The organism is Teredinibacter haidensis (assembly GCF_014211975.1).
Taxonomy (GTDB): Bacteria; Pseudomonadota; Gammaproteobacteria; order Pseudomonadales; family Cellvibrionaceae; genus Teredinibacter; species Teredinibacter haidensis.
The window spans coordinates 1060123-1085053 of sequence record NZ_CP060084.1; the positions used below are offsets into that span (position 1 = coordinate 1060123).

17 protein-coding genes are annotated in these 24931 nt (G+C 45.5%); 9 read left to right on the forward strand and 8 right to left on the reverse strand.

Features of this window, described 5'->3' with window-relative positions; all coding sequences use genetic code 11:
* Positions 1-53: 53 nt before the first annotated feature.
* The 8 genes from tssH to tssA form a co-directional block, all read right to left on the reverse strand.
* Positions 54-2741, reverse strand: coding sequence for a type VI secretion system ATPase TssH (gene tssH, locus H5715_RS04300; RefSeq protein ID WP_075188046.1), 2688 nt, complete (start codon positions 2739-2741; stop codon positions 54-56).
* A 28-nt stretch (positions 2742-2769) separates the two neighbouring features.
* Positions 2770-3900, reverse strand: coding sequence for a type VI secretion system baseplate subunit TssG (gene tssG / locus H5715_RS04305; RefSeq protein ID WP_075188045.1), 1131 nt, complete (start codon positions 3898-3900; stop codon positions 2770-2772).
* On the reverse strand, positions 3864-5699 hold the full coding sequence (tssF, locus tag H5715_RS04310; protein ID WP_075188044.1) for a type VI secretion system baseplate subunit TssF: 1836 nt from the start codon (positions 5697-5699) through the stop codon (positions 3864-3866). Before tssF ends, tssG begins: the two co-directional genes overlap by 37 nt.
* Entirely contained in the window at positions 5692-6189 is a 498-nt protein-coding gene (gene tssE / locus H5715_RS04315) for a type VI secretion system baseplate subunit TssE (protein ID WP_075188043.1), read from the reverse strand. Before tssE ends, tssF begins: the two co-directional genes overlap by 8 nt.
* 24 nt (positions 6190-6213) lie before the next feature.
* Positions 6214-7737, reverse strand: a complete 1524-nt coding sequence (tssC, locus tag H5715_RS04320) for a type VI secretion system contractile sheath large subunit (RefSeq protein ID WP_246434680.1) — start codon at positions 7735-7737, stop codon at positions 6214-6216.
* Between the two features lie 68 nt (positions 7738-7805).
* Positions 7806-9293, reverse strand: a complete 1488-nt coding sequence (gene tssC, locus H5715_RS04325) for a type VI secretion system contractile sheath large subunit (protein WP_075188042.1) — start codon at positions 9291-9293, stop codon at positions 7806-7808.
* Complete coding sequence (tssB, locus tag H5715_RS04330; RefSeq protein WP_075188041.1) at positions 9283-9807, reverse strand: type VI secretion system contractile sheath small subunit; 525 nt, start codon at positions 9805-9807, stop codon at positions 9283-9285. Before tssB ends, tssC (H5715_RS04325) begins: the two co-directional genes overlap by 11 nt.
* A gap of 63 nt (positions 9808-9870) precedes the next feature.
* The gene (gene tssA, locus H5715_RS04335) at positions 9871-10992 is read right to left on the reverse strand and encodes a type VI secretion system protein TssA (RefSeq protein ID WP_075188040.1); all 1122 of its coding nucleotides are present in this window, start codon (positions 10990-10992) and stop codon (positions 9871-9873) included.
* Between the two features lie 964 nt (positions 10993-11956).
* Here tssA and tagH point away from each other — a divergent pair.
* From tagH to H5715_RS04380, 9 genes are all read left to right on the forward strand, one after another.
* A complete protein-coding gene (tagH, locus tag H5715_RS04340; protein WP_075188039.1) occupies positions 11957-13507 on the forward strand; it encodes a type VI secretion system-associated FHA domain protein TagH in 1551 nt (516 codons plus the stop codon).
* A gap of 29 nt (positions 13508-13536) precedes the next feature.
* Positions 13537-14058 carry a type VI secretion system lipoprotein TssJ gene (tssJ, locus tag H5715_RS04345; RefSeq protein ID WP_246434682.1) on the forward strand — a complete coding sequence of 174 codons (522 nt, stop codon included), beginning with the start codon at positions 13537-13539 and terminating at the stop codon, positions 14056-14058.
* Between the two features lie 21 nt (positions 14059-14079).
* The gene (tssK, locus tag H5715_RS04350) at positions 14080-15414 is read left to right on the forward strand and encodes a type VI secretion system baseplate subunit TssK (RefSeq protein ID WP_075188038.1); all 1335 of its coding nucleotides are present in this window, start codon (positions 14080-14082) and stop codon (positions 15412-15414) included.
* Positions 15415-15431: 17 nt separating this feature from the next.
* Positions 15432-16328 carry a type IVB secretion system protein IcmH/DotU gene (gene icmH, locus H5715_RS04355; protein WP_075188037.1) on the forward strand — a complete coding sequence of 299 codons (897 nt, stop codon included), beginning with the start codon at positions 15432-15434 and terminating at the stop codon, positions 16326-16328.
* Between the two features lie 72 nt (positions 16329-16400).
* Positions 16401-19955 (forward strand): type VI secretion system membrane subunit TssM, encoded by a 3555-nt coding sequence (gene tssM, locus H5715_RS04360; protein ID WP_075188036.1) that lies wholly within the window; start codon positions 16401-16403, stop codon positions 19953-19955.
* Positions 19955-20875: a type VI secretion system-associated protein TagF gene (gene tagF, locus H5715_RS04365; protein WP_075188035.1), complete on the forward strand. Its 921-nt coding sequence runs from the start codon at positions 19955-19957 to the stop codon at positions 20873-20875. Before tssM ends, tagF begins: the two co-directional genes overlap by 1 nt.
* Positions 20876-20898: 23 nt before the next feature.
* A complete protein-coding gene (locus H5715_RS04370) occupies positions 20899-21648 on the forward strand; it encodes a PP2C family protein-serine/threonine phosphatase (RefSeq protein ID WP_075188034.1) in 750 nt (249 codons plus the stop codon).
* Between the two features lie 23 nt (positions 21649-21671).
* A complete protein-coding gene (locus tag H5715_RS04375; RefSeq protein WP_075188033.1) occupies positions 21672-24554 on the forward strand; it encodes a bifunctional serine/threonine-protein kinase/formylglycine-generating enzyme family protein in 2883 nt (960 codons plus the stop codon).
* Positions 24544-24903, forward strand: coding sequence for a hypothetical protein (locus H5715_RS04380; RefSeq protein WP_139309939.1), 360 nt, complete (start codon positions 24544-24546; stop codon positions 24901-24903). Before H5715_RS04375 ends, H5715_RS04380 begins: the two co-directional genes overlap by 11 nt.
* Positions 24904-24931 lie beyond the last annotated feature (28 nt).

The following is a 24931-nucleotide window of genomic DNA, read 5'->3' on the forward strand; positions in this document are numbered from 1 at the left end:
CGATATTCGTGCATCTCGCCGTGAGATTGCCAGCGAGAGGCACGAATATATGATTAGCTTACCTGATAGGAGAATCCGTCCTCACCAGTAACGCCAATGTGCACATTGTTGATGGGTTCACCATTGGCCATACGTGCAAGACATTCGGAGGCCAGTGCTGGTAGCATGGTGCGGGTTAAAATATTTTCAATATTCCGCGCGCCAGTATCGACTTCCTGGCTGCGGGCAACAATGTGCAACATTACATCTTCATCGTAACTAAACACGGCGTCATAGTGCTCTTTTACGCGTTTATCAATTCGATTCATATTGATCCTACAAATTTTTAGGAGGTTTTCGTCATTTAGGGGGTAGTAGGGGATAACTGTGGTTCTTCCAACAAATGCGGGTTTGAAATACTTGAGTAGTTGCGGACGAAAATTGTCCATCAGCACATCCGGCGCGGGTAATTCTTCTGCGGAGGCACACATGGCACGAATATGTTCTTCTGCGGCATTGGAGGTCATAATGATAACAGTATTGCGAAAATCAATATCCCGGCCTTCACCGTCTTTTATGGTTCCTTTGTCAAATACATTATAAAAAATGTCCTGTACTCCAGGATGAGCTTTCTCCATTTCGTCAAGCAGCACTACACTGTAGGGTTTACGTCTAACCGCTTCTGTAAGTACACCACCTTCTCCATAGCCAACATAACCTGGGGGAGAGCCGAGTAGCATAGAAACTTTGTGTTCTTCTTTAAACTCGGACATATTGATGGTTGTAATATTTTGCTCGCCGCCGTAAAGCATATCGGCCAACGCTAGTGCGGTTTCGGTTTTACCTACTCCACTGGAGCCCACCATAAAAAATACGCCTATGGGTTTTCGGGGGTCGGTTAGTCCTGCGCGGGAAGTTCGAATGCTTTGCGCTATAGCTTCAAGGGCATGATCCTGGCCTATTACGCGTTCGCGTAGTGCTTCCTTTAAGTTCAAGATTGCATTAATTTCATCTGAGACCATTTTTCCAACTGGAATTCCTGTCCAGTTCGCGACTACCTCGGCGATTGCTTGACCGTCTACATTAACCTGTATCATGGGGGAATCGGCCTGGATGTCCGTGAGTACTTCCATTAAACGATGTAATTCTTGTTTAATTTTTTCGCGCTCATCCTCTTCAAGGATTGCGGGAGCATTGTCTTTTTTCTTGTCTTCGTCGTTTAGACGAGCTGCGTGAAAATCGTCTTCGATACGTTTCTGTAAATCGTGAATCGCATCGACTTTTTCTCGTTCTTTATCCCACTGGATTTGCTGAGCGTCTAGATGGCTCCTCAATTCTCCCACTTTATCCTTTAATTGGGATATTCGACCTTCGCAATTCCCAAGCGTCGCGTTTTCGCGCTCTAGGGATATGATATTGGATTCGCTTTGTACAATGAGTCGTCGTGTATCCTCTATTGCTGCGGGCGTTGCACTTTGACTTAATGCCACGCGGGCACATGCAGTATCTAAGAGGCTTACTGATTTGTCGGGTAGTTGGCGAGCTGTAATATAGCGGCTGGATAGGCGAACGGATTCAACAATAGCTTCATCCATAATGCGAACACCGTGGTGACTTTGCAGCATTACGGAGATTGCACGCATCATGTTGATAGCTTTTTCTTCACTGGGTTCTTCTATTTTTACGACCTGAAAACGGCGAGTCAGCGCGGGATCTCGCTCAAAATATTTTTTATATTCCGCCCAGGTTGTTGCTGCGATGGTACGTAATTCGCCTCTAGCTAGTGCTGGCTTTAGTAGGTTTGCTGCATCGCCTTGGCCTTCTTTCCCTCCAGCTCCAATCATGGTATGGGCTTCATCGATAAACATAATGATCGGGTCGGGTGAAGCCTTCACTTCAGAGATAACGGATTTTAAGCGATTTTCGAATTCACCTTTCACGCTCGCACCGGCTTGTAGTAGCCCGAGGTCGAGGCTTCTAATGGTTACGCCTTTTAATGGGGTAGGGACATCCCCAGACGCAATACGAAGTGCAAAGCCTTCTACTACGGCTGTTTTACCAACACCGGCTTCTCCCGTTAGAATTGGATTATTCTGACGGCGACGAATTAAAATATCGATTATCTGGCGAATTTCTTCGTCGCGCCCGAGTACAGCATCAATTTTTCCCTGTTTAGCGGCTTCAGTAAGGTTAACCGTAAATTTATCCAGCGCCGGACACTTACTTGGTGCGCCGGACGCGATGGTGTGTTGGCCACTATCATCTTCACGAATATGTGTGCTGGATTCGGCTGTACTTCCAACGATGCTACGTACAACGTCGCGCAATGATTCCGGGGGTATTTTACTGAGTTCACCAGATGTTATTTCGGTGGAGCGACGAAGGTTATCGTCAAGCATGAGCGCAGCCAATACATGCGCCGATGTTGCCTGGTTGTGGCCGTATTCAATAGATGCCAGCATCCATGCGCTTTTTGCCAGATCGACAATGGTAGGCGATAGTGCCGGTGCGCGTGAATTTCCCGCTTTAATGCGATCCAGCTCTCGATTGATTTCCTGAACCATCTTTCCCGGGTTAATTTCAAATTTTTCCAATATCGCTACGATATCGCTGTCTGAAAGCTCCAGTAACTTTAATAGCCAGTGCTCTATCTCGACGTTATAGTGCGTGCGGGCAAGACAGAGACCGGCAGCGCCTTCTAGTCCATTGCGGCAGTGCTCGTTGAGCTTTCCGACTAATGACTTCAGGTTGATGTTAATCATACAGTTATCCTTATTTTTACCTATGTAACTATTTTAGTTGGTTTGCCGATACGTGGATCCGCATAATTTCGTTATGTTGCGTATGGTCCAGGGGTTTACTGGAAAGCCAGGTGCTCCAGCCGATAATGGGTTGCTTATCCTTACTCAGTGCTATCTTGTTGGGAATGTCCTTTCGGCTTACCTGTATTTCAAAATCAAATTCCCGCTCCAGACCAAGGTAAAGTCGGACAAGCTCGTTAAGGGCTTTCAAATTTCTTGTGCCCGGGGCAAAGCGATAATATTGCTCCTTGTTTAGTGGCCCTAGCGTAATCCTCGTTTTTCCTTGAGAAAACCAACCATTGCTGCCAAGAATAGTGGAACGTCCAAGGATGACATTTTGCCCTTTTTTGTTTGTTCTGGTGGGCAATCGAGTTCGCACTTCATCAATAAGATTGTGCCATTCCCCAATAAACTGTTTAATTTCTATGGGTACATCAAAATAGGCCTGAAGCATCTGCTTTAGACCCGTAGAGGTTTTAACCTGTTGACTTAATAGCCCACTAAAATAGATGAGGGACTCGTCCTGAATAACGTTCCGGTGATTTAAGTGTTTAGTGCCGAGCCCAATCAACGACAACAAAGCTTGGGTGTGTGAATCTCTTGTGGCGTTGCCCTCAAGTTTTGAGTTTTCGTAGGCGAAAGGCAATCGGTACTTTATGGATGCTTGGTAAAACAGTGAGGTGGTTCGATGGTTAAAGATGTTTATAAAATGCAACATTGCAGAATCCTTCTGCTTAATACGCTGCATTAAAAATTCGGTGTAGTGGTAAGGGAGAACTCCCATACTACCCATCAGCCCGATAAGGTTAACCGTGACTTGCCATTGATTATGTGATTCCTTGGGTGTCCTTTGGGCGTTTGGAGTTACTTGTTCAACCTCTGAGTTCGGAAAGCTTAAAGATGGATTTCCGAGAAATCGAATCGCTTCAGAGGCGGGTGGGGAAAATCGACCAACTGGATTGCTAGCCTGCTCTTTCCCAATCGTTCTGGAGCCCAGTTTTTTGTTATAGCTAGCTGCTCTCAGCAGCAGACGAACGACTTGAGAGAATGAATAGTTTTCAGGGTTTTCTGTAAGATCTTTAATTACAGAAGTATTTTTTCGCCAGCGCGGGGAGGGCATTCTTTAAGGTAACCTTCTTTATTTTTTAGTTTAACCAATACGCGTGAAAATGAGTTAACCGAGCAGTAGAGAGCAAAGAAATGTTCTAGTACGCTTGCGTAAAGGAAGCTACTACTCCCGGTCAATTGTGTTTCGTTCAACGTAATAGAAATCTCAATGCCGCGACAAATCGTCACGTGCCCATCAATAGGTAATGGCGCACTGATATTTCGCACATTGACCGATTCAATGGATTCTATTAGCCCGCGCGTAACCGCTGTCTCATTAAAATCGTAAAGCCGCAATATTTCCTTTAGCGCTTCGGTGGGGTTGCCTCCTCCAGTTAGCGACAGATGGTTTAGATTTAAGTGCGAAAGTAACCGCCAGCGGGCATGGTTGCCCAACGGAGGCCTTACGGTGGCGCTGGGTTGTGTGAGACAGCGGATGCGAGAGCAGGGCGGAGCACTATCGATACACTGCAGTTTTGGTTGCTCCATATTAAATGGCAGCTTTGCTGGAAGATCTCGATTGCTACAGGTCATGGATAACGACAGCGTTCTATCTTCAGGAATATTGGGGTTAAACTGGAGGTCTACCAAGCTGAGAAATACATCTGTGCCTTCGTCCCGTTCTTGATAGCCAAGTTTGGCGGTGCGTCTACTGGCGTACCAAAATGCGTGGTTTTCAGAGCTCTGGTGTTGGTGAGAAAGGCCGTAGAAAGGCAGGTAAGGAATGTTTTCTCCAGCGGGGTTAGAGGCAACTGCGGCATCGATAGAATAGACTTCGTACCCTACTGGGCGTCGGGCATCGGGTATGACTTGGTACTCGCTGCAGCTATGGTCGAGCTTGATCGGATCTGCTCTCTGTTCAAACAAGTTGACGATGGGAGTGCAACCCAGCGCAAATGTTTCGGCATTGATGTTGTGTTCCAGTTCAATATTTGAGGATTGTAGGTAGACGTAAAGCTCAAGTGTGGTTCCGGTATTTTCAGGGATTAAACCTGCTAGACCGGAAAAGTCGATAAACATAAATTTGTCTGGGAACGCGAAGTATTCGGTTAGTAGGCGATAGCCAACGAAGGACGCAGGAGGGTAGGGCAATATCCCTTCGTCTACATCGAAACCTACGGGCTTAATAATATCGCTGCTGGCAAAAACAGGTTTACCGTCTGTTGCACTGGTCGAAATGACAACGCTTAGGCACTTATTGAGTAATAGCCGGTAAAGAGGATGAATATGCTGCGACTGACCTTTCAAATAAAAGCGTAATCTATCCGGTTGTAGCTCTGAGAAAGTGATCTCTTCGTTAAAACTTTCCAGTGTAAGTTTTAGAACGCCACCGGCACCATTCACCCGGTCCGCACCGGGCGTGGCGAAAGGGCGGCCCATCAAGCTGGCATGGCTTACTGAAACTGGTAGCAAGTTTACCGGGTACGCGGTTGAAAATCGGCAGTGCTCCCCTTGGAATTGCTCGGTGTCCAAAAGGGTATTTCGGGGGATAGTATATTGGCTATCAAGTTGATCCTTATCCGCAATAAATTGAACAATAGATGTTGAGGGGATAGGCCGCTGGTAGTGAGGAAAAATAACACTAAGCAATGCATCTGATAATTCGGGAAAATCATCATCGAGCTTATGCTGTATACGTGAGTTCAAATAGGCAAAGCCTTCTATCAATCGCGATACGTGGGGGTCTTCAATAGTATCAGAGCTAATCCCAAGGCGGCCGGCAATTTTCGGGTGCTCTTTAGAAAACTCTGCCCCCATTTGGCGTATAAATGCCAATTCTTTTTCGTAGTAGGGGAGTAATTCATCAGTCATGGTGCGACTCTTCCACGTTTACTGTTCGTGATACGGGTTCCAGAATGGAATCGAATATAATAATCTCTGGAGCTGGGTCTGCATAAAGTGTTGCGTCAATTCTAAAGCGCAGGGTCCTATCTGTCCCGTCCTTGTTGTTTTGGTATTTCACCTTCACACTTTTAAATCTGGGTTCGAAGGTGCGCAATATCTTTTCGAGATTTTTGGTGAATTCATTTTTCTTTTCATGATCCACAATATTTACTGTGGCCAAGTCTGGCAGCCCATAGTTTAATACGGATGATTCCAGCTGTGACAGATCGGTATTGGGTTCAATCACGCGGTAACGTGTGTTTAGAAGATTTTCCAAGTCGCGACGTACGCTATTACGTAACTCCTTTATTTGTTGATGTTTGCTTTTGTCAGCCTCTATTTGAATGTGAGGTTCGCTATCAACCAAACGATCTAGAATGGAAGGGCGCAGTTTTTTCTTTTTGTCAATGCGTGCCATAAGTGATTTTTTTAGCTTGTTCGCTTATCCTGATTGTGCCAGCTCTGTGACTAACTCCAGTTCCGATACCATTTGGTCTATTTGGTAGTGTGGAACCATATGAATGACACATAAAAACTGGCCAGGTTTTTCTGGGTGTTCGCGCACTCTTACCGAAGCTTCTCTTAGTGGGTAGCGGGCCTGTTCATCCCATTCCAAATCGTGACGGCCAGTAGTATATTTAAATAGCCATTTATGTAAGTAAGCTTCGCATTCTTCCGCTGAAATAAAAGATCCGACTTTATCGCGAATCATAACTTTGATGTAATGCGCTATACGTGAGCCACAAAGTACATGCTGTAGCATGGATGATAGCTTCGCATTGATATGGCTTGTTTTAGACTCCTGCGAGCTGGGGCGTTGTACTGATTGGTTGCTGTAAAATGCTGCGTAGGGTGTGTCATAGCATTGGCATAAGGGAATGAGGCCCATAGTTCCAATTTCCCTTTCTACCGCATCTGTAATGACAACATCGGTTGCGGGTTTGTAGGTGATACCCTCTGCATCCGTATCAAACGAATCCACCGTAAGGTTAGTAACAAGTCCTCCACCTATTTCGTTGCGTGGTACTCCTCGAATATGCCCGAACCAGCCTACACTGGAAAATTCCCGAATTAGAATTCCGGCAAAGGCATAACAGGCGTTGCTCCATAAATACATATTTTGCTCTTTGGATACGGTTTTCTCGTAAAAAAACAGCCCTTTGTAGCTGCCGGGTGTTTTCCGGTAGAGGTGGCGGCCCAGTACTTTTGGTAAGGTTAGCCCAATAAAACGTGAATCTGATTTGTCGCGAAAGCTTCGCCACTTAATGTATTCGGTTTGAGAAAAAATGGAATGGAAGTTCTGAGGCAGGCCAAGCTTCGAAAAGTCTTCCATCCCAAGTAGTTTACTAGATGCGCCGGCAACAAAAGGAGCGAAAGCTGCGGCGGCAATTTCGGCAATACCTTCAAGCGTCGAAAGATCGTTGTGATGCTGTTGTGTCGATGGCCGATGGCTAATTTCGTAATCACCAATTAAAATACCATAAGGCTCCCCTCCGGGAGAGCCGTATTCGGCACTGTATATTTTTTGAAACAGCTGGCTTTGGTCAAATTCGAGGGCGCGATCTATGTCGCGTACTATTTCTCCCCAGCTAATATCAAGCACCTTAACTTTTAGGTTCTTCACTCCATCTGCCTGAACTGCCAAATACCAAAGTCCTCGCCAAGAGGCTTCAAGTTGTTGGAATCTTGGCGTGTGCAAAATCAGATTAAGCTGGTCGTTTATTAGGTTGTCTATTTCGGAAATGCTTCTCTGAATTGCATTTATAGCGTCTCCCGGCGATTTGAGTGTGCGTGGGTTTTCAAATTCTGTTAACCAATAGAGTAGGGATTTAGAGGTGTTTTTCTCTTTGAGGAAATCTCCTAATGAGGTTAGGTAGGAATCTTGGGTATAGAGAGATTCGGCATCAATCGGTATTGATGATTGATGGTCTCCTGTTGCTTTGTTGGAATTGCTCGTTGGTTGCACGTTATAAATCCGGCATATCGTCCATGCAAAAATAAAGGGGCATACTGCCCCCTGTACCTTTCGTATCTTTAACCTGCTTTCGGAATATTCGCTACCAATCTAAGAGAGGCGGTAAGTTCTTCCATTTGCAACCAGGGCCGCATATAGGCAATTGCGTTAAAGACTCCGGGCTGGCCGGGAACTTCCTTAACTTCTACTCGAGCTTCGGCTAAAGGATATTTCGCTTTCATTTCTGGGCTAGCGCCGGGGCTGCCATTCACGTAAGAGCCAATCCAGCGGTTGAGCCACAGCTCTGCTTCGTCGGCCTCCATAAAGGAGCCAATTTTGTCGCGAGCCATAACTTTAAGGAAATGGGCGATGCGCGAAGTTGCCATAAGATAGGGGAGTCGCGCAGAAATTGCAGCGTTGGAGGTAGCATCTGGATTGTCGAATTTCTTCGGCTTTTGAGTAGATTGTGCGCCAAAAAATACGGCGTAATCTGTGTTTTTATAGTGACACAGCGGCAAAAATCCTAGCTTACTTAGCTCGGCTTCTCGTCGATCTGTAATTCCGATTTCGGTAGGGCATTTTTGGTCTGCATCACCGTCGTCGCTAATAAAAACATGGCTGGGTAAGCCTTCGACTTTTCCACCACCTTCAGCGCCACGAATACTGGTACACCAACCGTACTCGGCGTAGGCCTGGGTTAGGGTGGTAGCCAACGTGTAGGCAGCGTTCATCCAGCAGTATGAGTCGTGCTTAGACTCAATATGTTGGCCGTCAGAACTCTGTGCGGCTTCTTCGTAGTTGAATTCTTCTACTGGTTTGGTAGCTGCGCCGTAGGGTAGGCGGGCCAATACGCGAGGCATGGTTAATGCGACAAAACGGGAATCATCGCTATCGCGGAAGCTGCGCCATTGGATGTACTCAGCTGAGTCGAATATTTTTTCAAGGTCGCGAGGTTTTGAAAGTTCAGTAAACGTATCAAAACCAAACATTTGTGGCGCAGTAGCCGATAGAAACGGGCAAAATCCGGCAGCAGCAACATTAGACATTTTGCCTAGCAATGATACGTCATCAGGGTGGGAAGAAAACTCGTAGTCGCCAATTAGGGCGGCATAGGGCTCGCCACCAGCGGTGCCGAACTCACTTTCGTATATTTTTTTGAATATTTGGCTTTGGTCGAATTCAACAGCTTTCTCTAGGTCGCGGCTCAATTCCTTTTTACTGATGTTCAGCATACGAATTTTGAGCTGGCTTCCTGTTTCTGAATTAGATATCAAATGGTTGAGACCGCGCCACGAGCCTTCCAGTTTCTGAAATTTTTCATGGTGCATAATAGCAGCAAGTTGCTTGGACATTACGGCGTCCAGTGCGGCAATAGCGTTGTTAATTGTTATGGATAGATTTTTATCCCACTTAACAGTGCCTCGAGTTGCTTCTTGAGTGAGGGTTTTCAGTAGCAGCTCGGTTTCGTCTCGCGGTGTTTGCTTGGTAGCGCTTATGGCTTGCTCTAGAAAGCTGACTTCCTGTGCTTCCGCTTCCTGGCTTTCTACTAACTCTTCTTTATTCGCCATCTTTGTCCCCTTCGGTATCGTCTGAGCCGAGTTCACCTGCGAGTGAAGCCAGTGCGTCAGTATTACTTAAAACATCCTCAAGGATGGTTTCTAAATCTTCAGAACGATCCGCTTTTGTTAGCAGGTCGCGCAGTTTGTTACGCGTTTCCATTAATTTTCTTAGTGGTTCAACTTGATTAACCACTTTTTGAGGCTCAAAGTCTTCCATACTTTTAAAGTCGAGATTGACAGACATCTCACTGTTATCACCTTCTAGTGTGTTTTCGACTTTTAGGTTGGCCTGTGGATTTACCTTGCTCATTATGTCGTTGAAATTATCGCGGTCGATTTGTGAAAACTTTCTATCTTTTAATGATTTCTTGCTCTCGGCATTATCGCCGGAATAATCACCCATAACACCCATTACAAAAGGAATTTCCTTTTCAACAACAGATCCACTTGTTTCGAGATCATAAGTAATATGAACTCGGGGTTTTCGCACTCTTTTGAGTTTATCGTGTATGCTTTCAGACATAATCCCTGACCTCCAGGTTATAGATGACTATTGGTTACCACTTCTAATTTTAGCGGGTGAATATTAGTCGTCACTTTGAACTCCTGTGAGTTCACTGTAACGTTCACGTGATGATGAATCGGGTATTAGCTCGGATATTAATTCAATTAGCGACATGTCGCCCCATTTTATTGCCTTCTCCAGAACGTAGGAGATAGGTGAATGGGGTTCCGATTTTCTAAAATATTCGGCAACATGTTGAAGTTGTTTAATAGCAGCTTCTCGAGAGTCTATCGGGCCAACTTTCACGGTGTTAGCTACATTGGTTGTTGAGTTTTCATCCATGCAGACCTTTCCTTCTTCCTCCGTAGCTGCAGCTACGGCGTCAACGGTATCGACAGGAAATTTATTCTTTCCTAAATAATTAACGGCACCGAGACACTCTTCCAAAACTTCTGTTACTGTTCGGGTTGGGGGCGCTTCGTGAATTCCACAGTGCTCGTCAAGCAGTGTGCCAAGCTGTTTGTATTTGTGAATGCTTTCTTCAATATCATTACGCTGGTTAGTGAAAAATATGTCTGTGGAGGCCGCTACAGATTTTTCAACATCATCGAGGCTGTAACCTAGTTTTTCCAGTTTGGATTTTCTGGTGTCGTCATCTGATGATTTGTGGGCTTCTAGCACGCGTTGATACTGCCAGAAGCTAAAAGGCCCTGGGTTTTCGCCGTCGGTAATTTTTATTTTTCGAATAGGTGCAATAATAACGCCTTCAGCGCCTTCACCATTTAGTCCTGCGACGCAGGCAACTCGTGTTTCCATTCCGTACTCATCCGGCATGGGGTAAAGGCCTTCCCAGTACTGATCGATTAGGCCGTGCATAAGACTGAAGGCGTCGCGTAATCCCTGAAACCCGTATATGCGAATCATAGCCTCTGCATACCAGCAGGCGACCTCCAGGTCTTTAGCGTAATGAGTCAATATTTCTGGCGCTAGATCGGCAATTTTTCTCCAGTGGGTATCAGCTTCGCTGGAGTTTTTGTCGTCGATGTTTTGTCTTTCGAGGGCGCGAGCGGAATTCCGCTCGCCTTTAATTGTTTGGTAGATAGAGCTGGGAGAGCTATCGTCTCGAATATCTGTACCAAAGGGTGTTTCGTCACTAATGGCTAACAGCAGACTATCAATATCAACTAAATTCGGTGAAGCCATTTATTATTGTCCCTTGGGGCTGATTTCTAATCCTGAATCAATTGCCACTTAAAAAGTTTGAACTGGTTCACACTTTTTGTCGCGCAACGAAATGTCCATACATTTCGGAAACGTTAGCACAAGTCGCCCTATTATTTAATACCCTAAATCGCTCCTAAGTAAAATCAGCGAATAAAATATCAAATAATTGACGGGGTTCTGGTTATTTGGCGATACAGTCTATGGTTGTGCGATAATATTCGATTAAATAAGAACGCACCACGGATTCTGTTGTTTTATGCGATAAACAACAAAATAAATGGAAAACGGGATAAAGTTTGACCTAATGCGGTTACGAAAGCTTGTTATCTATGAGTGAAAGCAAATTGAGTCATCTTGGGGCGTTTGTCTGTGTTATGTTTGCTTCGTAGTGGTAAAAATAAATGGATATGTAGCGCATTGTTATTGAACAGGGTCTACTTAACACTCTTAATGATTTTCTTAATCGATCCCTGTAACTTGAAAATTAATTGCGGTTGCAAAGATTGAGGTCGTAATAAAGTTGCAGTGTCCGGCATAGCGGCGTTAGCTCGGAACTCCGTTTTCTTAGATAAATAAATTTGTAAGGAGGTTAAGCAGGGAAGGTTAATGCTCAGGTACTAATTTGTTTGGATATGATTCGTTAAAGTACGTCTTGAGTATGGGTTTTGACGAACGAAGATTTTATTAAAATAATGTTGTAGCTGGTCATATCACTTTTTTTTCTGTTACTTTTGTGAAATGTGATTCAATGCGACGTATGTTTGGCGTGTTATAGATCATTATGCTGATCCTGTTAACGTAATTTACGGCGGAAAGCTGCTGTACGATTGCGTTAGTTGTATGCAATAGAGATAATGCCATGGATTGTTTTGGTGGTTTCTTCTGCATAACATCTTGATAATTATATATTTTTGGATTTCGGTGAGTTTAGGAAGACGTACGAATGGCATTGCAGATCACCATTACTCGATCGCCGGATGGAGTAACACTACAGGAAAGTAGTATGGTTTTTCCCGAGCAGGGGGGGGGCCTGGGTAGGGGGGATGGGAACCACTGGGTTTTGTTAGACCCAGATCGTTTTTTGTCGTCCAATCATTGCGAAATTCGGGCGGACGGAGGCCAATATTTTTTAATTGACTTGAGTACTAATGGAACCTTCGTCAACGGATCGCCGGAGCCTATTGGAAAGGGTGGCAGAATCGCCCTTAACGATGGTGATACCTTTGAGCTGGGCGATTATCAATTTTCTTTTTCTAATGCGTCATCGTCTGGTACAGATGAAATGTCGCCATTCTCAAGTGCGAGTTCGCCTTTTGCAGGTATGGACGAGTTTGCACCACAGCAAAGCAGCCAGTTGAAAGATGTTTTTGGGCGTTCGAATGATGGTATTGCACCGTTACCCCTTAATTCTGAGCCGCAAGAAACTGATCCACTTGCTGCTTTGGATAAGGCTTCTTCATCTGCTGGTATGGGCGATCAAGAACTTTTTGGTTGCAGTGATCCGTTTGAAAACGGTATTGATGCTAGTCATTACGATGGCGCCGACGCTATCAATCAAGCTGTTCATTGGCCGGATGCATCCCCGTCAAATGCCATACCTGAAGGCTGGGACGATGATTTGATGGCGCCCGTGCAGCCCGCGCCGGCACCGACCCAGCAGATAGCAACACCTTCTCGTCCGTCCAGACCTCTGCCGAGCGCGCCCGCACCGGGCAATAAATCGGTGCCTTTAACTGACCCACCTGTTTCGCGCGCTTCACAAAAGCCAGCTCCGCAGCCAGCCGGTCAGAAAAGAGGAGCAGATACAGGTCGTGCAGCGGAGATCAAGGCCGCAAAAATAAAGGCGGCCAAAGCGAGAGTTGCTGCAGCAAAAAAAGAAAGTTCTGCAGCCAACGCTTCGCTTGTAGATGCCATGGGGTTGGCTGAGCAATCATTGACGGACGAGCAAAAAAACGACATTGCGAAAACTGTGGGTGAGTTACTGCCGGAGATCATTGAAGGCATGATGCAAATACTGCGCTCGAGGGCGAGTATAAAAAATGAATTTAGAATGAATATTACAACTATCCAGCCTGTAGAGAATAACCCGTTAAAGTTTTCGGTAAGTGCGCAGGAGGCCATCGAAAATATGTTTGTTCGAAATAGTAGCGCTTACAAAAAACCAAGGGATGCATTTCGTGATGGTTTTAGTGGTATAGCCGAGCATCAGGTTGCCATCATTGCTGGAATTCGAGCTGCTTTCAAAAATATGATGGAGCGATTTAACCCGGAAATACTGGAAAATCAGTTCGATAAAAGCCAAAAAGGTGTGCTGCTTCCTGGGATGCAAAAGGCGCGCTACTGGAGCAGTTATACCGATTATTACAGTGATTTTGTCGATAACATGGAGCAGTCATTTCAATTTCTGTTTGGCGATGAGTTTGTTCAGGCCTATGAAGATCAGTTGCGAAGGTTGGCAGCGACTCGGAATAGATCGGTAAAAAATGACGACTAAATACAAAAAAAATAGACGAGTAGGTAGTGATGAAATTATTTCGATCGGGGGCACACTTTTTTTCTGCCGGCATGTGTGTGGCGGTGGCCACAGCTGTAGTACTTCTCTTATTCGGCTGCTCAGCGGGGGGGAGCAAGGTAGGTGGGATGCTAAACCTGGATACGGATTTAAAGCTCGAGTTACAAATATCTTCAGATGTAAACCCCGATGAGCGGGGCAAGCCTTCGCCTCTATTCGTCCGTTTTTATGAGCTTAAATCGCCTAAGTTGTTCAATAAATCGGATTTTATCGATATATTCGAGCGGGACGAGGAAGTTCTGGAGGCGGATCTTATTTCTAAACAGGAACTGAGGCGGGTCACTCCTGGATCTAGTCGAACCGAAAAATTTGTACTCAGCCAAGAGACACGTTATATCGCACTGTTTGCAGAGTTTTATGATTACAAGAATTCAAAATATAAAATAATATTTCCTGTAACCGCGAACAACATTTTTCGCAATACCGTAAAAATAGAAATTACGGGTAATAAAATCATATTGGTTGACGACTAATCCATCTGGGAGTAGGGAATAATGTCATTAGACAGTAAGGTGGTGTGGTCGGAGGGTATGTTTCTTAACCCCCAGCATTTTCAGCAACAGGAACGCTATTTCGAGCGATACGTAGCTGGTAAATGTTCCGCGTATGGCGCTTATGGTTGGGGGGTTCACGCTTTAGAAGTAGATCTAGAGCTACTAAAGCTTGGGAAAATATCAATACTCAATGCTTCGGGCGTCTTTCCAGACGGTACGCCTTTTAGTATACCTGCCGTAGATGAGGCACCGCAGGTATTGGATGTGCCCGAAAGCACTCATAACAGTATGGTTTATCTAGCTATACCCGTGCGTCGACCTGGGGCTGTTGATGTGCTTATGGATGAAAATAGCCAGGGGCTAGCTCGATATGTTGCGGCGGAACAGGAAGTGCGAGATATCACTGTAGAGGGCGGTGATAACTTGGCAGTTAAAGTGGGCAAGCTAAACCTGAAATTGTTGCTGGAATCTGATGATCGTAGCGGCTATGCCTGTATTGGCATAATTCGAATCGCCGAGTCGCGTGAAGATAAAAATGTGTTGCTCGACGACCAATATATACCAACTTGCCTCGATTGCAGAGCGGCGCCGAGACTGTCGGGCTTCCTGTCAGAGTTAACCGGGTTGCTGCATCACAGGGCGGAGTCTATCGCCGGACGGTTAGCGGACGCGCGTAGGGGCGGAACCGCGGAAATCGCAGACTATATGATGCTGCAGATGATTAATCGTCTGGAGCCGCTGACAAATCACTTGTCGAAAATTAATGGATTGCATCCGCTATCTCTATATTCAGAGCTTGTGCAAATAGCCGGAGAGATTTCCACGTTTGTAGCGACCAATAAACGCCCAGAAGCGTTTCCTCCCTACCTCCACGACTGCCTTCAGGAAACCTTCATGCCAGTATTGGGTGCTCTGCGATCCAGTTTGTCTATGGTGTACGAACAAACCGCTATTGCGCTGCCATTGGTAGAGAAAAAATACGGGATTCGGGTGGCGGAAATTACCGACCGCAGCCTCTTGTCAACGGCGAGTTATGTTTTAGCCGTACGTGCTGATGTTGCAGAGACAATGGTTCGTACTCGATTCCCAGCACAGGTCAAAATCGGTCCGGTAGAACGAATTCGTCAGCTGGTTAATGCAGCCATGCCCGGTATTCAGCTGAAGCCTTTGCCTGTGGCGCCGCGCCAAATTCCCTACCGTTCAGGTTACACTTACTTTGAGTTAGAGCAGCAGAGCAATTTTTGGAAAGAGCTGCAAACTTCTGGCGGATTTGCCCTTCATATCGCTGGCGACTTTCCTGGGTTGGAAATGGAGTTCTGGGCGGTGCGTCAGTAACCCTTTGGAGTTAAAACATGTCTTCGGATAACTTTGATAAAACGGTTTTTCAGCAGCCGACTCCGGGTGGTGATCGCACGGTAATGAAGCCTATGCCGGGGCGTAGGGCCGGCGCACCACAGCCAAATCGGTCACACGGAGGAGATCATTCGAGACATTCTGGCATGGGAGCCATGCCTAGCGTAGATGTTGAAGCTGCGTATTTTAGGACATCCTACGGGTTAAATCCGTTGGTTAACGCAGCCTCAATCCTGTTGGCTGTTTTTGAAAAAATGCGTCAATCCATGAAGCACGATAACGTCGGTGGTTTGCATCAGCGATTAACCGGTGAAATTAAAGCGTTTGAAGCGCGCGCTATAGAGTTAGGAGCTAAGCAGGAAGTGGTCTTGGCGGCACGCTATGTTTTGTGTTCAGTGTTAGATGAGGCTGTATTGAATACCCCTTGGGGGAGTGAAAGTGCATGGGGGCAACGCACCCTGCTTACGGTTTTTCATAATGAAGCCTCCGGTGGAGAGAAATTTTTTCTAATATTGGATCGGATGCTTCAGCAGCCCGCTGAAAACCTGAATATGCTGGAGCTTATTTACCTGTGCTTAAGTATGGGGTTTGAGGGACAGTATCGATTGCAGCAAAGGGGGCGCGACTCTTTAGAGAAAATGAAAGATGAGTTGTTTACCGTTATTCGCAGGTATCGAGGCGAATATGAGCGAACACTTTCCCCTAATTGGCAGGGTCTTGGCAATGTCAGGAAAACACTTACCGAATATATACCTGTATGGGTGATCGCCAGTATTGCGGCAGCTATATTGTTTTTTGGTTATTCTGGTTTTCGCTATTGGTTGTATGAAACAGCCACTCCCGTTGCCGCACAGCTGCAGGCTATATCCAAAGAAGACGCAAACGTTGAAGGTTAATGAAAGGTTGTTCGCTTTCAGAGTTGGAGCGCTAGCTGGATTTATTGTTCTTTAAAAAGTACTTAAAATTATATGAAAAAAATAATTAGATTTTTTACAAACCCAATTGTTATATCCTTGATTGGGCTTGTTGTACTATCTCTTCTGATTTGGTTTGGCGGGCCCTATATTAAATTTGGGGAGACTAACGCCGCCCCTTTAAGCGGGGTCGTTACCAGGTTAATAGTTGTTATGGTTTTGGTGGCAATTTGGGGGCTAAACAACCTCCGGAAGCAGTTCCAAAACACGAAACAAAATAATGAATTGGTTGATGATATTGAAAAAAGTCACAAGCAGAGCAAGGCTGAGTTGCGCCGCAATGCCGGCTCTGAACAAGCTGCAGAAGAAATAAACCAAATGAATCAACGCTTTACACAGGCGTTGGCAACACTAAAAAAATTGAAATTCCAAGGTGGAGGCAGTGCAAAAGCTCTATATGAACTGCCTTGGTACATTATTGTAGGGCCGCCGGGATCAGGGAAAACCACAGCGCTGGTGAATTCCGGTCTGGATTTTCCGCTAGCAGAGCAGTTCGGTAAGGGCGCTTTACAGGGTGTGGGTGGCACTCGTAACTGCGACTGGTGGTTTACCAACGACGCCGTTTTAATTGATACCGCAGGCCGTTATACCACTCAGGATAGCCATCGGGTCGTCGATAGCTCGGCCTGGGAAGGGTTTCTTAACCTACTGAAACGCAATCGTCGGCGTCGTCCAATTAATGGAGCGATTGTGGCAATAAGTCTGCATGATTTACTTCTTCAAACGGAAGAGGAGCGTATATTACACGCAAAAACCATTCGTTCCCGGCTAGATGAATTAATGGAAAAGTTACAAATCCGTTTTCCCATCTACCTAATGTTTACTAAAGCCGATTTGGTCTCTGGTTTTTCCGAGTTTTATGAAGATCTAGGGCGGGAAGATAGGGAGCAGGTATGGGGTGTTTCCCTACCGAACGCCCCACAATTATCGCAGTCGCCCGATTTTGAATACTTAGAAAAAGAAATGAAAACACTGGTGTCACGTCTATATGACCGAGTTCTATGGCGTATGCATCAGGAGCGAGATACGCACCGCCGAGGAGCGATATATGGCTTTCCCCAGCAAATGGAAAATCTTACCAATATTGTCGATTCGTTTGTCCGCCAAACCTTTACCCAAAACCGCTATCGCTTTCAACCGTATCTACGTGGCGTTTATTTTTCCAGCGGCACCCAGGATGGCACACCCATTGATCGCCTAATGAGCTCTGTTTCTGCCAATTTCGGTTTCTCCCGCGAATCAGCTCAGGCGCCAAATCAACAGGGCAAAAGCTTTTTCCTTTCGCGCTTGTTCCGAGAAGTTATATTTCCAGAATCAGAATTGGTAGGCTCAAACGTTCGGTATGAGTCGTTTATCCGCTGGGCACAGCGAGGAGCATTTATCGGCCTGGCAGGTATAACGGTACTGGTTGTTCTTGTGTGGAGCGGAAGCATCACTCGGCACAAACTGTATATGTCTGAAGTGGGTTCCTATATCAAAGAATTCGAAACAGAAAATAATAAACTTAGTCGCTGGAATAAGGATGTTCGAGCCGTTATTCCAGCTCTGAACGCCCTTGCAAAAGCCAGTATCGTTTACGATCAAGAAGAACACCCTTGGCTGTCGGGCATCGGTTTATATGATGGGCGTGTCGATATTGAAGCTAACATTGCCTATGAGGAGTATTTACAGCGGTTGTTATTGCCTAGGTTAATCTCAGATTTGGAATTATCATTAAATCGAGGGCATCAAGGTGGTGATTTATATAATACTTTTCGTGTCTATATAATGTTTAACAAGCGGGATAAAATGGATAGACCGCTTATCTCTGAGTGGTTTGAAACTAACTGGGAGAGCCAATTTCATGGCGAAGCTACTCGCCGTCAAGAATTAAAGGCACATTTGATCGCTTTACTAGCATTGGATTTAGCTCCAGTGGAGCTGAATAAACGCTTGGTATCGCAAACTCGTTCGTTATTGCTACGTGTGCCCGTGTCCAAACGTATTTACAGTCGTATTAAGACTAGCCCGGATTACGTGCAGCCTGTGGATATGTTAAATCACTTTGGGGAGTCGGTGCGTGCGGCCTATAAAGTTAACGCCAAAATTAGCCAGGCACTCAGTGTTCCCGCCATGTTCACCGTCGATGGATATGAAAATATTGATTTTTCTGCTGGTGCACCGGTTATTGCTGATATTGTGAAAGAGCGTTGGGTACTGTCTGATGATGATAAAGAGAAAGTAGATTTCATCAACGAAGATCTAGATGAAATAAGCGCGGAGGTAAAAGATCACTACTTGTCGGATTATGCCAGTGTTTGGAGTGATGTCTATAGAGCGCTGGAGGTTAAGGAGTTTAAAGATCTACGCGAAGCACAAGAAATATTGTCCAGCTTTAGTGATCCAGTCTACTCCCCTCTACGTTCAATACTGCAAGTGGGGTTAACTCATACTCAGTTGACTTCGCCCGTTATTCAGGATTTGGCAGAGGGAAATACCCAAGGTAAAAAAGGTAAAGCGTTGGGGTTTATTGCCAGCAAAGTCGAAACGACTAAGGTGGATCGTCGTTTCCATGATTTAAATATTTTATTGAAAGAAAACGCCAGAAGTCCGGCTGTGGTGGATAGTATTTTGCAACGTATTGGGCAGATGCAGGAATATGTGGCAGAGATTTCGTTTTCACCCGACCCGAGTAAAAAATCATTCGAAATCGCAAAAGCACGCTTCCAAAGCGGTGCTGCTAGCCCGATCAGCTCCCTCAATGCTTATGCTCAGAATATGCCAGAGCCGGTGGAGCGCTGGTTAACGACATTGTCTAACGAGACTTGGAAAGTCATTTTACGTTCAGCTCATGAATATGTCGCAAGCGAATGGCGTAATCAGGTTTACACTCCATATTCGCGCGGTTTAGCGGGGCGCTATCCCTTAAAGAAAAATGCTATCGATGAGTTGGCTTTGTTTGATTTTAGTGAGTTTTTTAAACCGAATGGAACGGTTGACGCTTTTTATTTAGAGTTTATTAAACCATTTGTGAATACCCGTAAAAATTGGAACAACAAAGTGGTGGATAAATACTCTATTGGTTATTCCTCTGCGGCGCTTAAGCAGATTCGCCACGCATTGTCGATTCGTGATGTTTTTTTCCAGGGTGGAGGTGAATCACCTTCCATTAGCCTGGAACTGAGGCCGCGTAGTATGAGTGAAGACGATGCGCGGTTTATCCTGGAGTTGGGTGAGGAACGGCTCAGCTACAAACATGGCCCAAAATTCTGGAAGCCGGTTAATTGGTCTGGCGAAGATGGCAATAGTCGAGTGCGCGTCATTTTTGAAGGGGTCGATGATTCCGTTTTTGATAAAACTTACGTTGGTCCTTGGGCGTGGTTTCGTTTAATGGATGCCTCAAGCATCAAGAAAACAAGTCGTTCGAATGTGTACGAGCTTACTTTTCAGGTAGATGATCAAGGCGAAGGGCATTCGCGCAGTATTGTATATGAAGGTCGAGCGAAGAGCGTCAATAATCCATTTACAAACGACACCCTCGGTTCGTTTAGATGCCCAGAGGCCATCTAGTGAATAACACTAACCCAACAGGATTATTCGGTAAGTTGCCGGCACACGGTGATTTTATCTACCGTGATTTGCCTGCCCAGTTTATGACCGTATTTGATTCGTGGCTTCAGGGCTTTGTTGGCGGTTCGCAAGAGCAGTTAGGCGAGCAATGGCTGGAGACTTATCTCACTAGCCCTATTTGGCGTTTCGCTTTCTCTGAAGGTGTTATCGATGAAAACGGCTGGGCGGGCCTGTTTTTACCGAGTGTAGATAGGGTGGGTCGTTATTTTCCGTTTTCGATTGCTACGCGCCTACCTGGAAGCATCGCTCCCACCGAGTTTATCAGCACGCAAATGCAGTGGTACGATGCTATGGAAGGTATCGCGTTGAGGGCTCTTGACGGAGAGCTCCAAATAGAAGATATCGTAGAGGAAATAAATCAGCCGGATTTACTGATTGACTCTTCCTATGTACGAGGCTCTTGCGTTGATAACACCTCAGCTCTCGTTATGAATATGGAGTTTGAAGAGCAATCTCCGAGCACGGTAATACCCTATATGTTGGATGCTTGCTTAACGCACTTATTGGCGAGTTATAGCGCTTGGAGCACAAAGGGTTCGCAGTTGGTTGAGCCTTGTTTGTTTACCAGCAAAGGCCTGCCACCTATTGGTGGCATAGCGGCTATGCTTGACGGCCGGTGGGAAGAGTGGCGCTGGCAGCAGCCATTTTATTTGAACGCTGGTGGCTTAAGTGTGGGAGAGAATGAATTTAACCCACAACTAGCGGAGCGACGGTTGGAACCAGAGCAAGTTCCTGAGCAAGTAAGTGAGCCAGAAACAGAACACGTTCTGGCAAGTGATCAAGCCGAGGAGCCGCAGTTGGACAGTAAAATACAGACTATTATCCCAGAAGATGATGAGCTTTTTGGCAGCTCTGAATAACGGGATATGTTAGGAATGATTGAATGAGTGACACAGCATTTAGACCCATTGAATGGGTGTATGCGTCGCAAACTGACGTGGGAACAGTTCGCGCGGCAAATGAAGACGCTTTAATAGCGCTGCCTGAATCTGGTCTTTGGGCCGTAGCCGATGGCATGGGCGGACACGAGATTGGCGATATAGCGTCCACAAAAATAGTGGAGGCGTTGGCTGCGGTGCCTAACCTACCCAAGCTCAGTGATTATGTGGATGCCGTAGAAGACGCGCTATTGAATGTTAACCAGGAAATTATGGAATACGCTGGCATTATGCTGGAGAGCGGTACCATGGGTAGTACACTTGCGGCGTTAGTTATCCGCGGGCGAGTCGGTGTTTGTTTATGGGTCGGTGATTCTCGAATATACCGCTATCGAAATGGTTGGTTACAGCAGCTTTCACGGGATCATAGCCAGGTGGAAGAAATGTTGCGCATGGGACTAATTACAGAGGCAGAAACCCATAATCACCCGCAAAAAAATGTCATTACTCGTGCAATAGGTGGTGAAAGTGAACTGTATGTCGATATCAATGTATTTAGCACTCAAATTGGAGATACCTTTCTAATCTGTAGCGATGGATTGTACAACTCTGTAAAGCAGGACGATATTGAGTTCCACCTCAGCACGCGAAGTATTGAACAGAGTGTTTCAGAATTAATGAATAAATCTTTATCAAACAGAGCAGCAGATAATGTTTCAATTGTGATAGTCAGGGGTATTCCCGATAAATTGTAAAATGAGTGGTAAAAATACGGTCCATGAGTGAATTTGAAGACAACAATAAAACGCAAATCGGAAAGGCGGGTACATTGGGAAGTAAAAAACCTGATGATATTTCTGTTGCAAGCGGCAATGATAGCGTGTTGTCTGAAATTACGCCTGAAGGCATTACGGCAGAGGGAAATGACGATAAAACTCGTTTGGCACCCAATCCCCAACAAAAGTCAAAACAACGAAAAGCGCAGGAATTAAAAGTACAAAGACTTAAGGCGCAGCTACGTAAAGCACAAATCCTAAAAGCACAGCAGGAAAAAAATCGGCAATTGAAGGGACAGATACTGCAGCAGCAGGGAATAGGAAGCGAGGAGGAAAAAACTCAAATTAAAGCGGCGATGATACCGCAGCCGCTAAGCGACGATCTTACTCAAATTGCACCATCGGATAGAACCCGTATTGCCCCGAACCGGAATGCTCCTCCTGCATTGTCGCCAATAGACCATTCACCTTTGGAGCAAGATTTTTCTGATAAAACACAGTTCGCAAAGCCGAAGCGTTCCACAAGCTTAAGCCCCGTATTAGATTCTCAAGAACGACCACAGGACACAGGTGAATTCTCTAATCGAGCTGGTAATGAACTATTGAAGAACCGCTTCATTTTGGAGGAAGTGCTGGGCGCTGGAGGCATGGGGGTTGTATACAAAGCCAAAGATCGACTAAAAGTGGAAGCCAATGATCGCGACCCTTATCTTGCTATTAAAGTTCTGAGTGAGGACTTTCGTTCTCATCCCGAAGCCTTTATTGCCCTGCAACGGGAGTCTCGAAAAACCCAAAGAATAGCACACCCTAATATTGTAAACGTCCATGACTTCGATAGAGATGGCGAAACCGTTTTTATGACTATGGAGTACCTGGAAGGAAAACCGCTAGATAAGCTCATTAGCCAATATAAAGCTACCGGTTTACCCGAAGATGACGCGTGGAAGATTCTTGAAGGTATTTGTGCTGCACTTGTTCATGCGCATGCCGAAAATATTATCCACTCGGATTTTAAGCCGGGAAATATTTACGTAACGAATAGAGGGTCTGCGAAAGTTTTTGATTTTGGTATTGCGCGAGCAGTTGCCTCGGCGGAAAATCTGGAGGAAAGTGTAGACGATAGAACTGTGTTTGATGCCGGTAATCTCGGTGCGTTAACGCCGGCTTATGCCAGCCTGGAAATGCTGGAGGGTGAAACTCCTGATGTACGCGACGACATTTATGCTCTGGGTTGTATTGCCTGCGAACTGTTTTCTGGAATGCATCCGTATGATCGCGTGCATGCGAATGAAGTTTCTCGAGGTAAATTGAAGCCCAAGCGGGTTCACGCATTTAGCAAACGTCAATGGAAGGTAATAGAAAAGGCCATTGCTTTAAAACGAGAGGACAGAATTGCTTCGGTGGATGAGTTTTGGAAACAGCTTACGCAAGCCAAATCTTCTCCCCTTAAATTGGTATTGCCAGCGGTTCTAATTTTATCGTTAACTGCGTTTGCAGGTTATCAGTCGGTTTTTAACGAAGGCGGGACACAGATATCGGAAGATGAAGTTCGCAGTGAAATTGAAATGCAGTTGCGGCTAGAGCAGCACCAAAACAATTTCCAAGCGCTGTTGGAATCGGTGCTCTTCACAAATGTTTGGGAATCGACTATCTGGAAAGAAACTCAGGAATTAAGGCGGTTGTTGGGTCAGAATAGCGATTGGTTATCTCCCAAGGAGGTAATACTGTATCAGGCATACCTAGAAAAAATAGCAAAAGCCATTGGAGCTGAAGAGTTAGAGTTGGCTAGGCGTATTATTGAAAATGCTCCACGATACACAACGGATACGTCTGAGCTGACGGCTCTGCAGAAGCGGCTTTCAGATGTAATGTCTTTGGTCGAGCAGCGAGAGAGAGAGAAAGTTGAAGCGCAGCGATTGGCCGCCCAGCAAAAAAAAACGCAACAGGCCGAGGCTAAGGAAGTTATTGAAAAACGAAATGTATTTAACCAAGCAATGACAAATGTTGATGAGCAGCTCGCTTGTCGCTCAGGCTTAAATATGAGGGATTTGGATATTGCAATAAAAAAACTTCGTTCCGTAAATATGGCAGAGTATAAAAAGAGGGAGGGAGGAATAGTATTAGCGTTGTCAAAATGTATATCAAAAATAGGTCGGTCTTTTCCTGAGCGGGCGATGGAATCCAAAAAGTTCGCTTTGCGAATATTCCCGGAAAATGCTTCGGTAGCAACGATTAAAATCGTTCCCAAAGATCCGTGCGATACAGCCTTGGCCGGTCTTGGTGCGAGCGGTAAGCGTGCGATATGTAGAGACCGTCTCGGTACACAGGGCAAGGGGCCAGCGATGGTTGTTATCCCGGGGTTTGGTAGCATGAAGGAATTTGCAATAGGTAAATATGAGGTGTCTGTTGCGGAAATAAATGTTTACTGTAAAGAGTCTGGGAAGTGTGAAGAAATTTCAGGTGTAAGCAAAAGTTTCCCGGTAACGAATATCCCCAATTCCCTCGTAAAAGATTATCTACGTTGGTTAGGAGATAAAGCTAAACGAAAATACCGTTTGCCGACCAAAGCTGAATGGGTTTACGCGGCAAGAGCCCAAAGCGGGAAGTTGGACTCCAACCGAAATTGCCGACTGAATTCTCGAGGAATTCAAAAAGGCGATGCGCTTATCAAAGCTTCGGTAGGTAGGCAGAACAAATGGGGGGTTGTGAATCATGTAGGTAACGCGCAGGAGTGGGTGATTGATACCGGCGGAAGAATAGCCGCTGTCGGTGGTTCGTATAAAACAGCAATGGAATCTTGTACTCTTAAGTCCGTCGAGAAGCACTCTGGTTCAGCAGATGAAATTACGGGCTTTCGAGTGTTGAGAGAAATTGTTGAACGATAGTAAACAGTCTGTAACTAATGGGTCAGTAATGCCGGATACGAGTTTTTCAAAAATCATTACGGAATTGTCGAACGATTACTATAATCGTTCAATTTCGTTGGAAGAGTATCGCAGTCGTAGAAGAGACATTCTCGATGAAATCGATACGAAATATAATGGGTTCTCACCGGCGGAAGAAATAGCGGCGTGCACAAACGCAGCGTCTATTGATGAAGTGATGCTCTCCGAAGTTGACGTTAAGGTGGAAGATACGAATGCCGATGTGTTTGTTGATGGTGTTAGCGGGCATGGCGAAGGTGAAATTCAAATAGTAGACCCCACTCAGAATCTAGATAAAAATATCGAGTAGAACCTTTTTCATCGTTCTGGCGGCGAGC

Excerpts from the sequence above, each read along its gene's own strand:
- tssE (WP_075188043.1), bottom strand. The coding sequence starts at position 6,189 with ATGGCACGCATTGACAAAAAGAAAAAACTGCGCCCTTCCATTCTAGAT.
- tssB (WP_075188041.1), bottom strand. The coding sequence starts at position 9,807 with ATGTCTGAAAGCATACACGATAAACTCAAAAGAGTGCGAAAACCCCGA.
- tssM (WP_075188036.1), top strand. The coding sequence starts at position 16,401 with ATGAAAAAAATAATTAGATTTTTTACAAACCCAATTGTTATATCCTTG.
- tssJ (WP_246434682.1), top strand. The coding sequence starts at position 13,537 with ATGAAATTATTTCGATCGGGGGCACACTTTTTTTCTGCCGGCATGTGT.
- H5715_RS04375 (WP_075188033.1), top strand. The coding sequence starts at position 21,672 with ATGAGTGAATTTGAAGACAACAATAAAACGCAAATCGGAAAGGCGGGT.
- tssK (WP_075188038.1), top strand. The coding sequence starts at position 14,080 with ATGTCATTAGACAGTAAGGTGGTGTGGTCGGAGGGTATGTTTCTTAAC.
- tssA (WP_075188040.1), bottom strand. The coding sequence starts at position 10,992 with ATGGCTTCACCGAATTTAGTTGATATTGATAGTCTGCTGTTAGCCATT.
- tssH (WP_075188046.1), bottom strand. The coding sequence starts at position 2,741 with ATGATTAACATCAACCTGAAGTCATTAGTCGGAAAGCTCAACGAGCAC.
- tssF (WP_075188044.1), bottom strand. The coding sequence starts at position 5,699 with ATGACTGATGAATTACTCCCCTACTACGAAAAAGAATTGGCATTTATA.
- tssC (WP_075188042.1), bottom strand. The coding sequence starts at position 9,293 with ATGGCGAATAAAGAAGAGTTAGTAGAAAGCCAGGAAGCGGAAGCACAG.
- tagH (WP_075188039.1), top strand. The coding sequence starts at position 11,957 with ATGGCATTGCAGATCACCATTACTCGATCGCCGGATGGAGTAACACTA.
- H5715_RS04370 (WP_075188034.1), top strand. The coding sequence starts at position 20,899 with ATGAGTGACACAGCATTTAGACCCATTGAATGGGTGTATGCGTCGCAA.
- tssG (WP_075188045.1), bottom strand. The coding sequence starts at position 3,900 with ATGCCCTCCCCGCGCTGGCGAAAAAATACTTCTGTAATTAAAGATCTT.
- icmH (WP_075188037.1), top strand. The coding sequence starts at position 15,432 with ATGTCTTCGGATAACTTTGATAAAACGGTTTTTCAGCAGCCGACTCCG.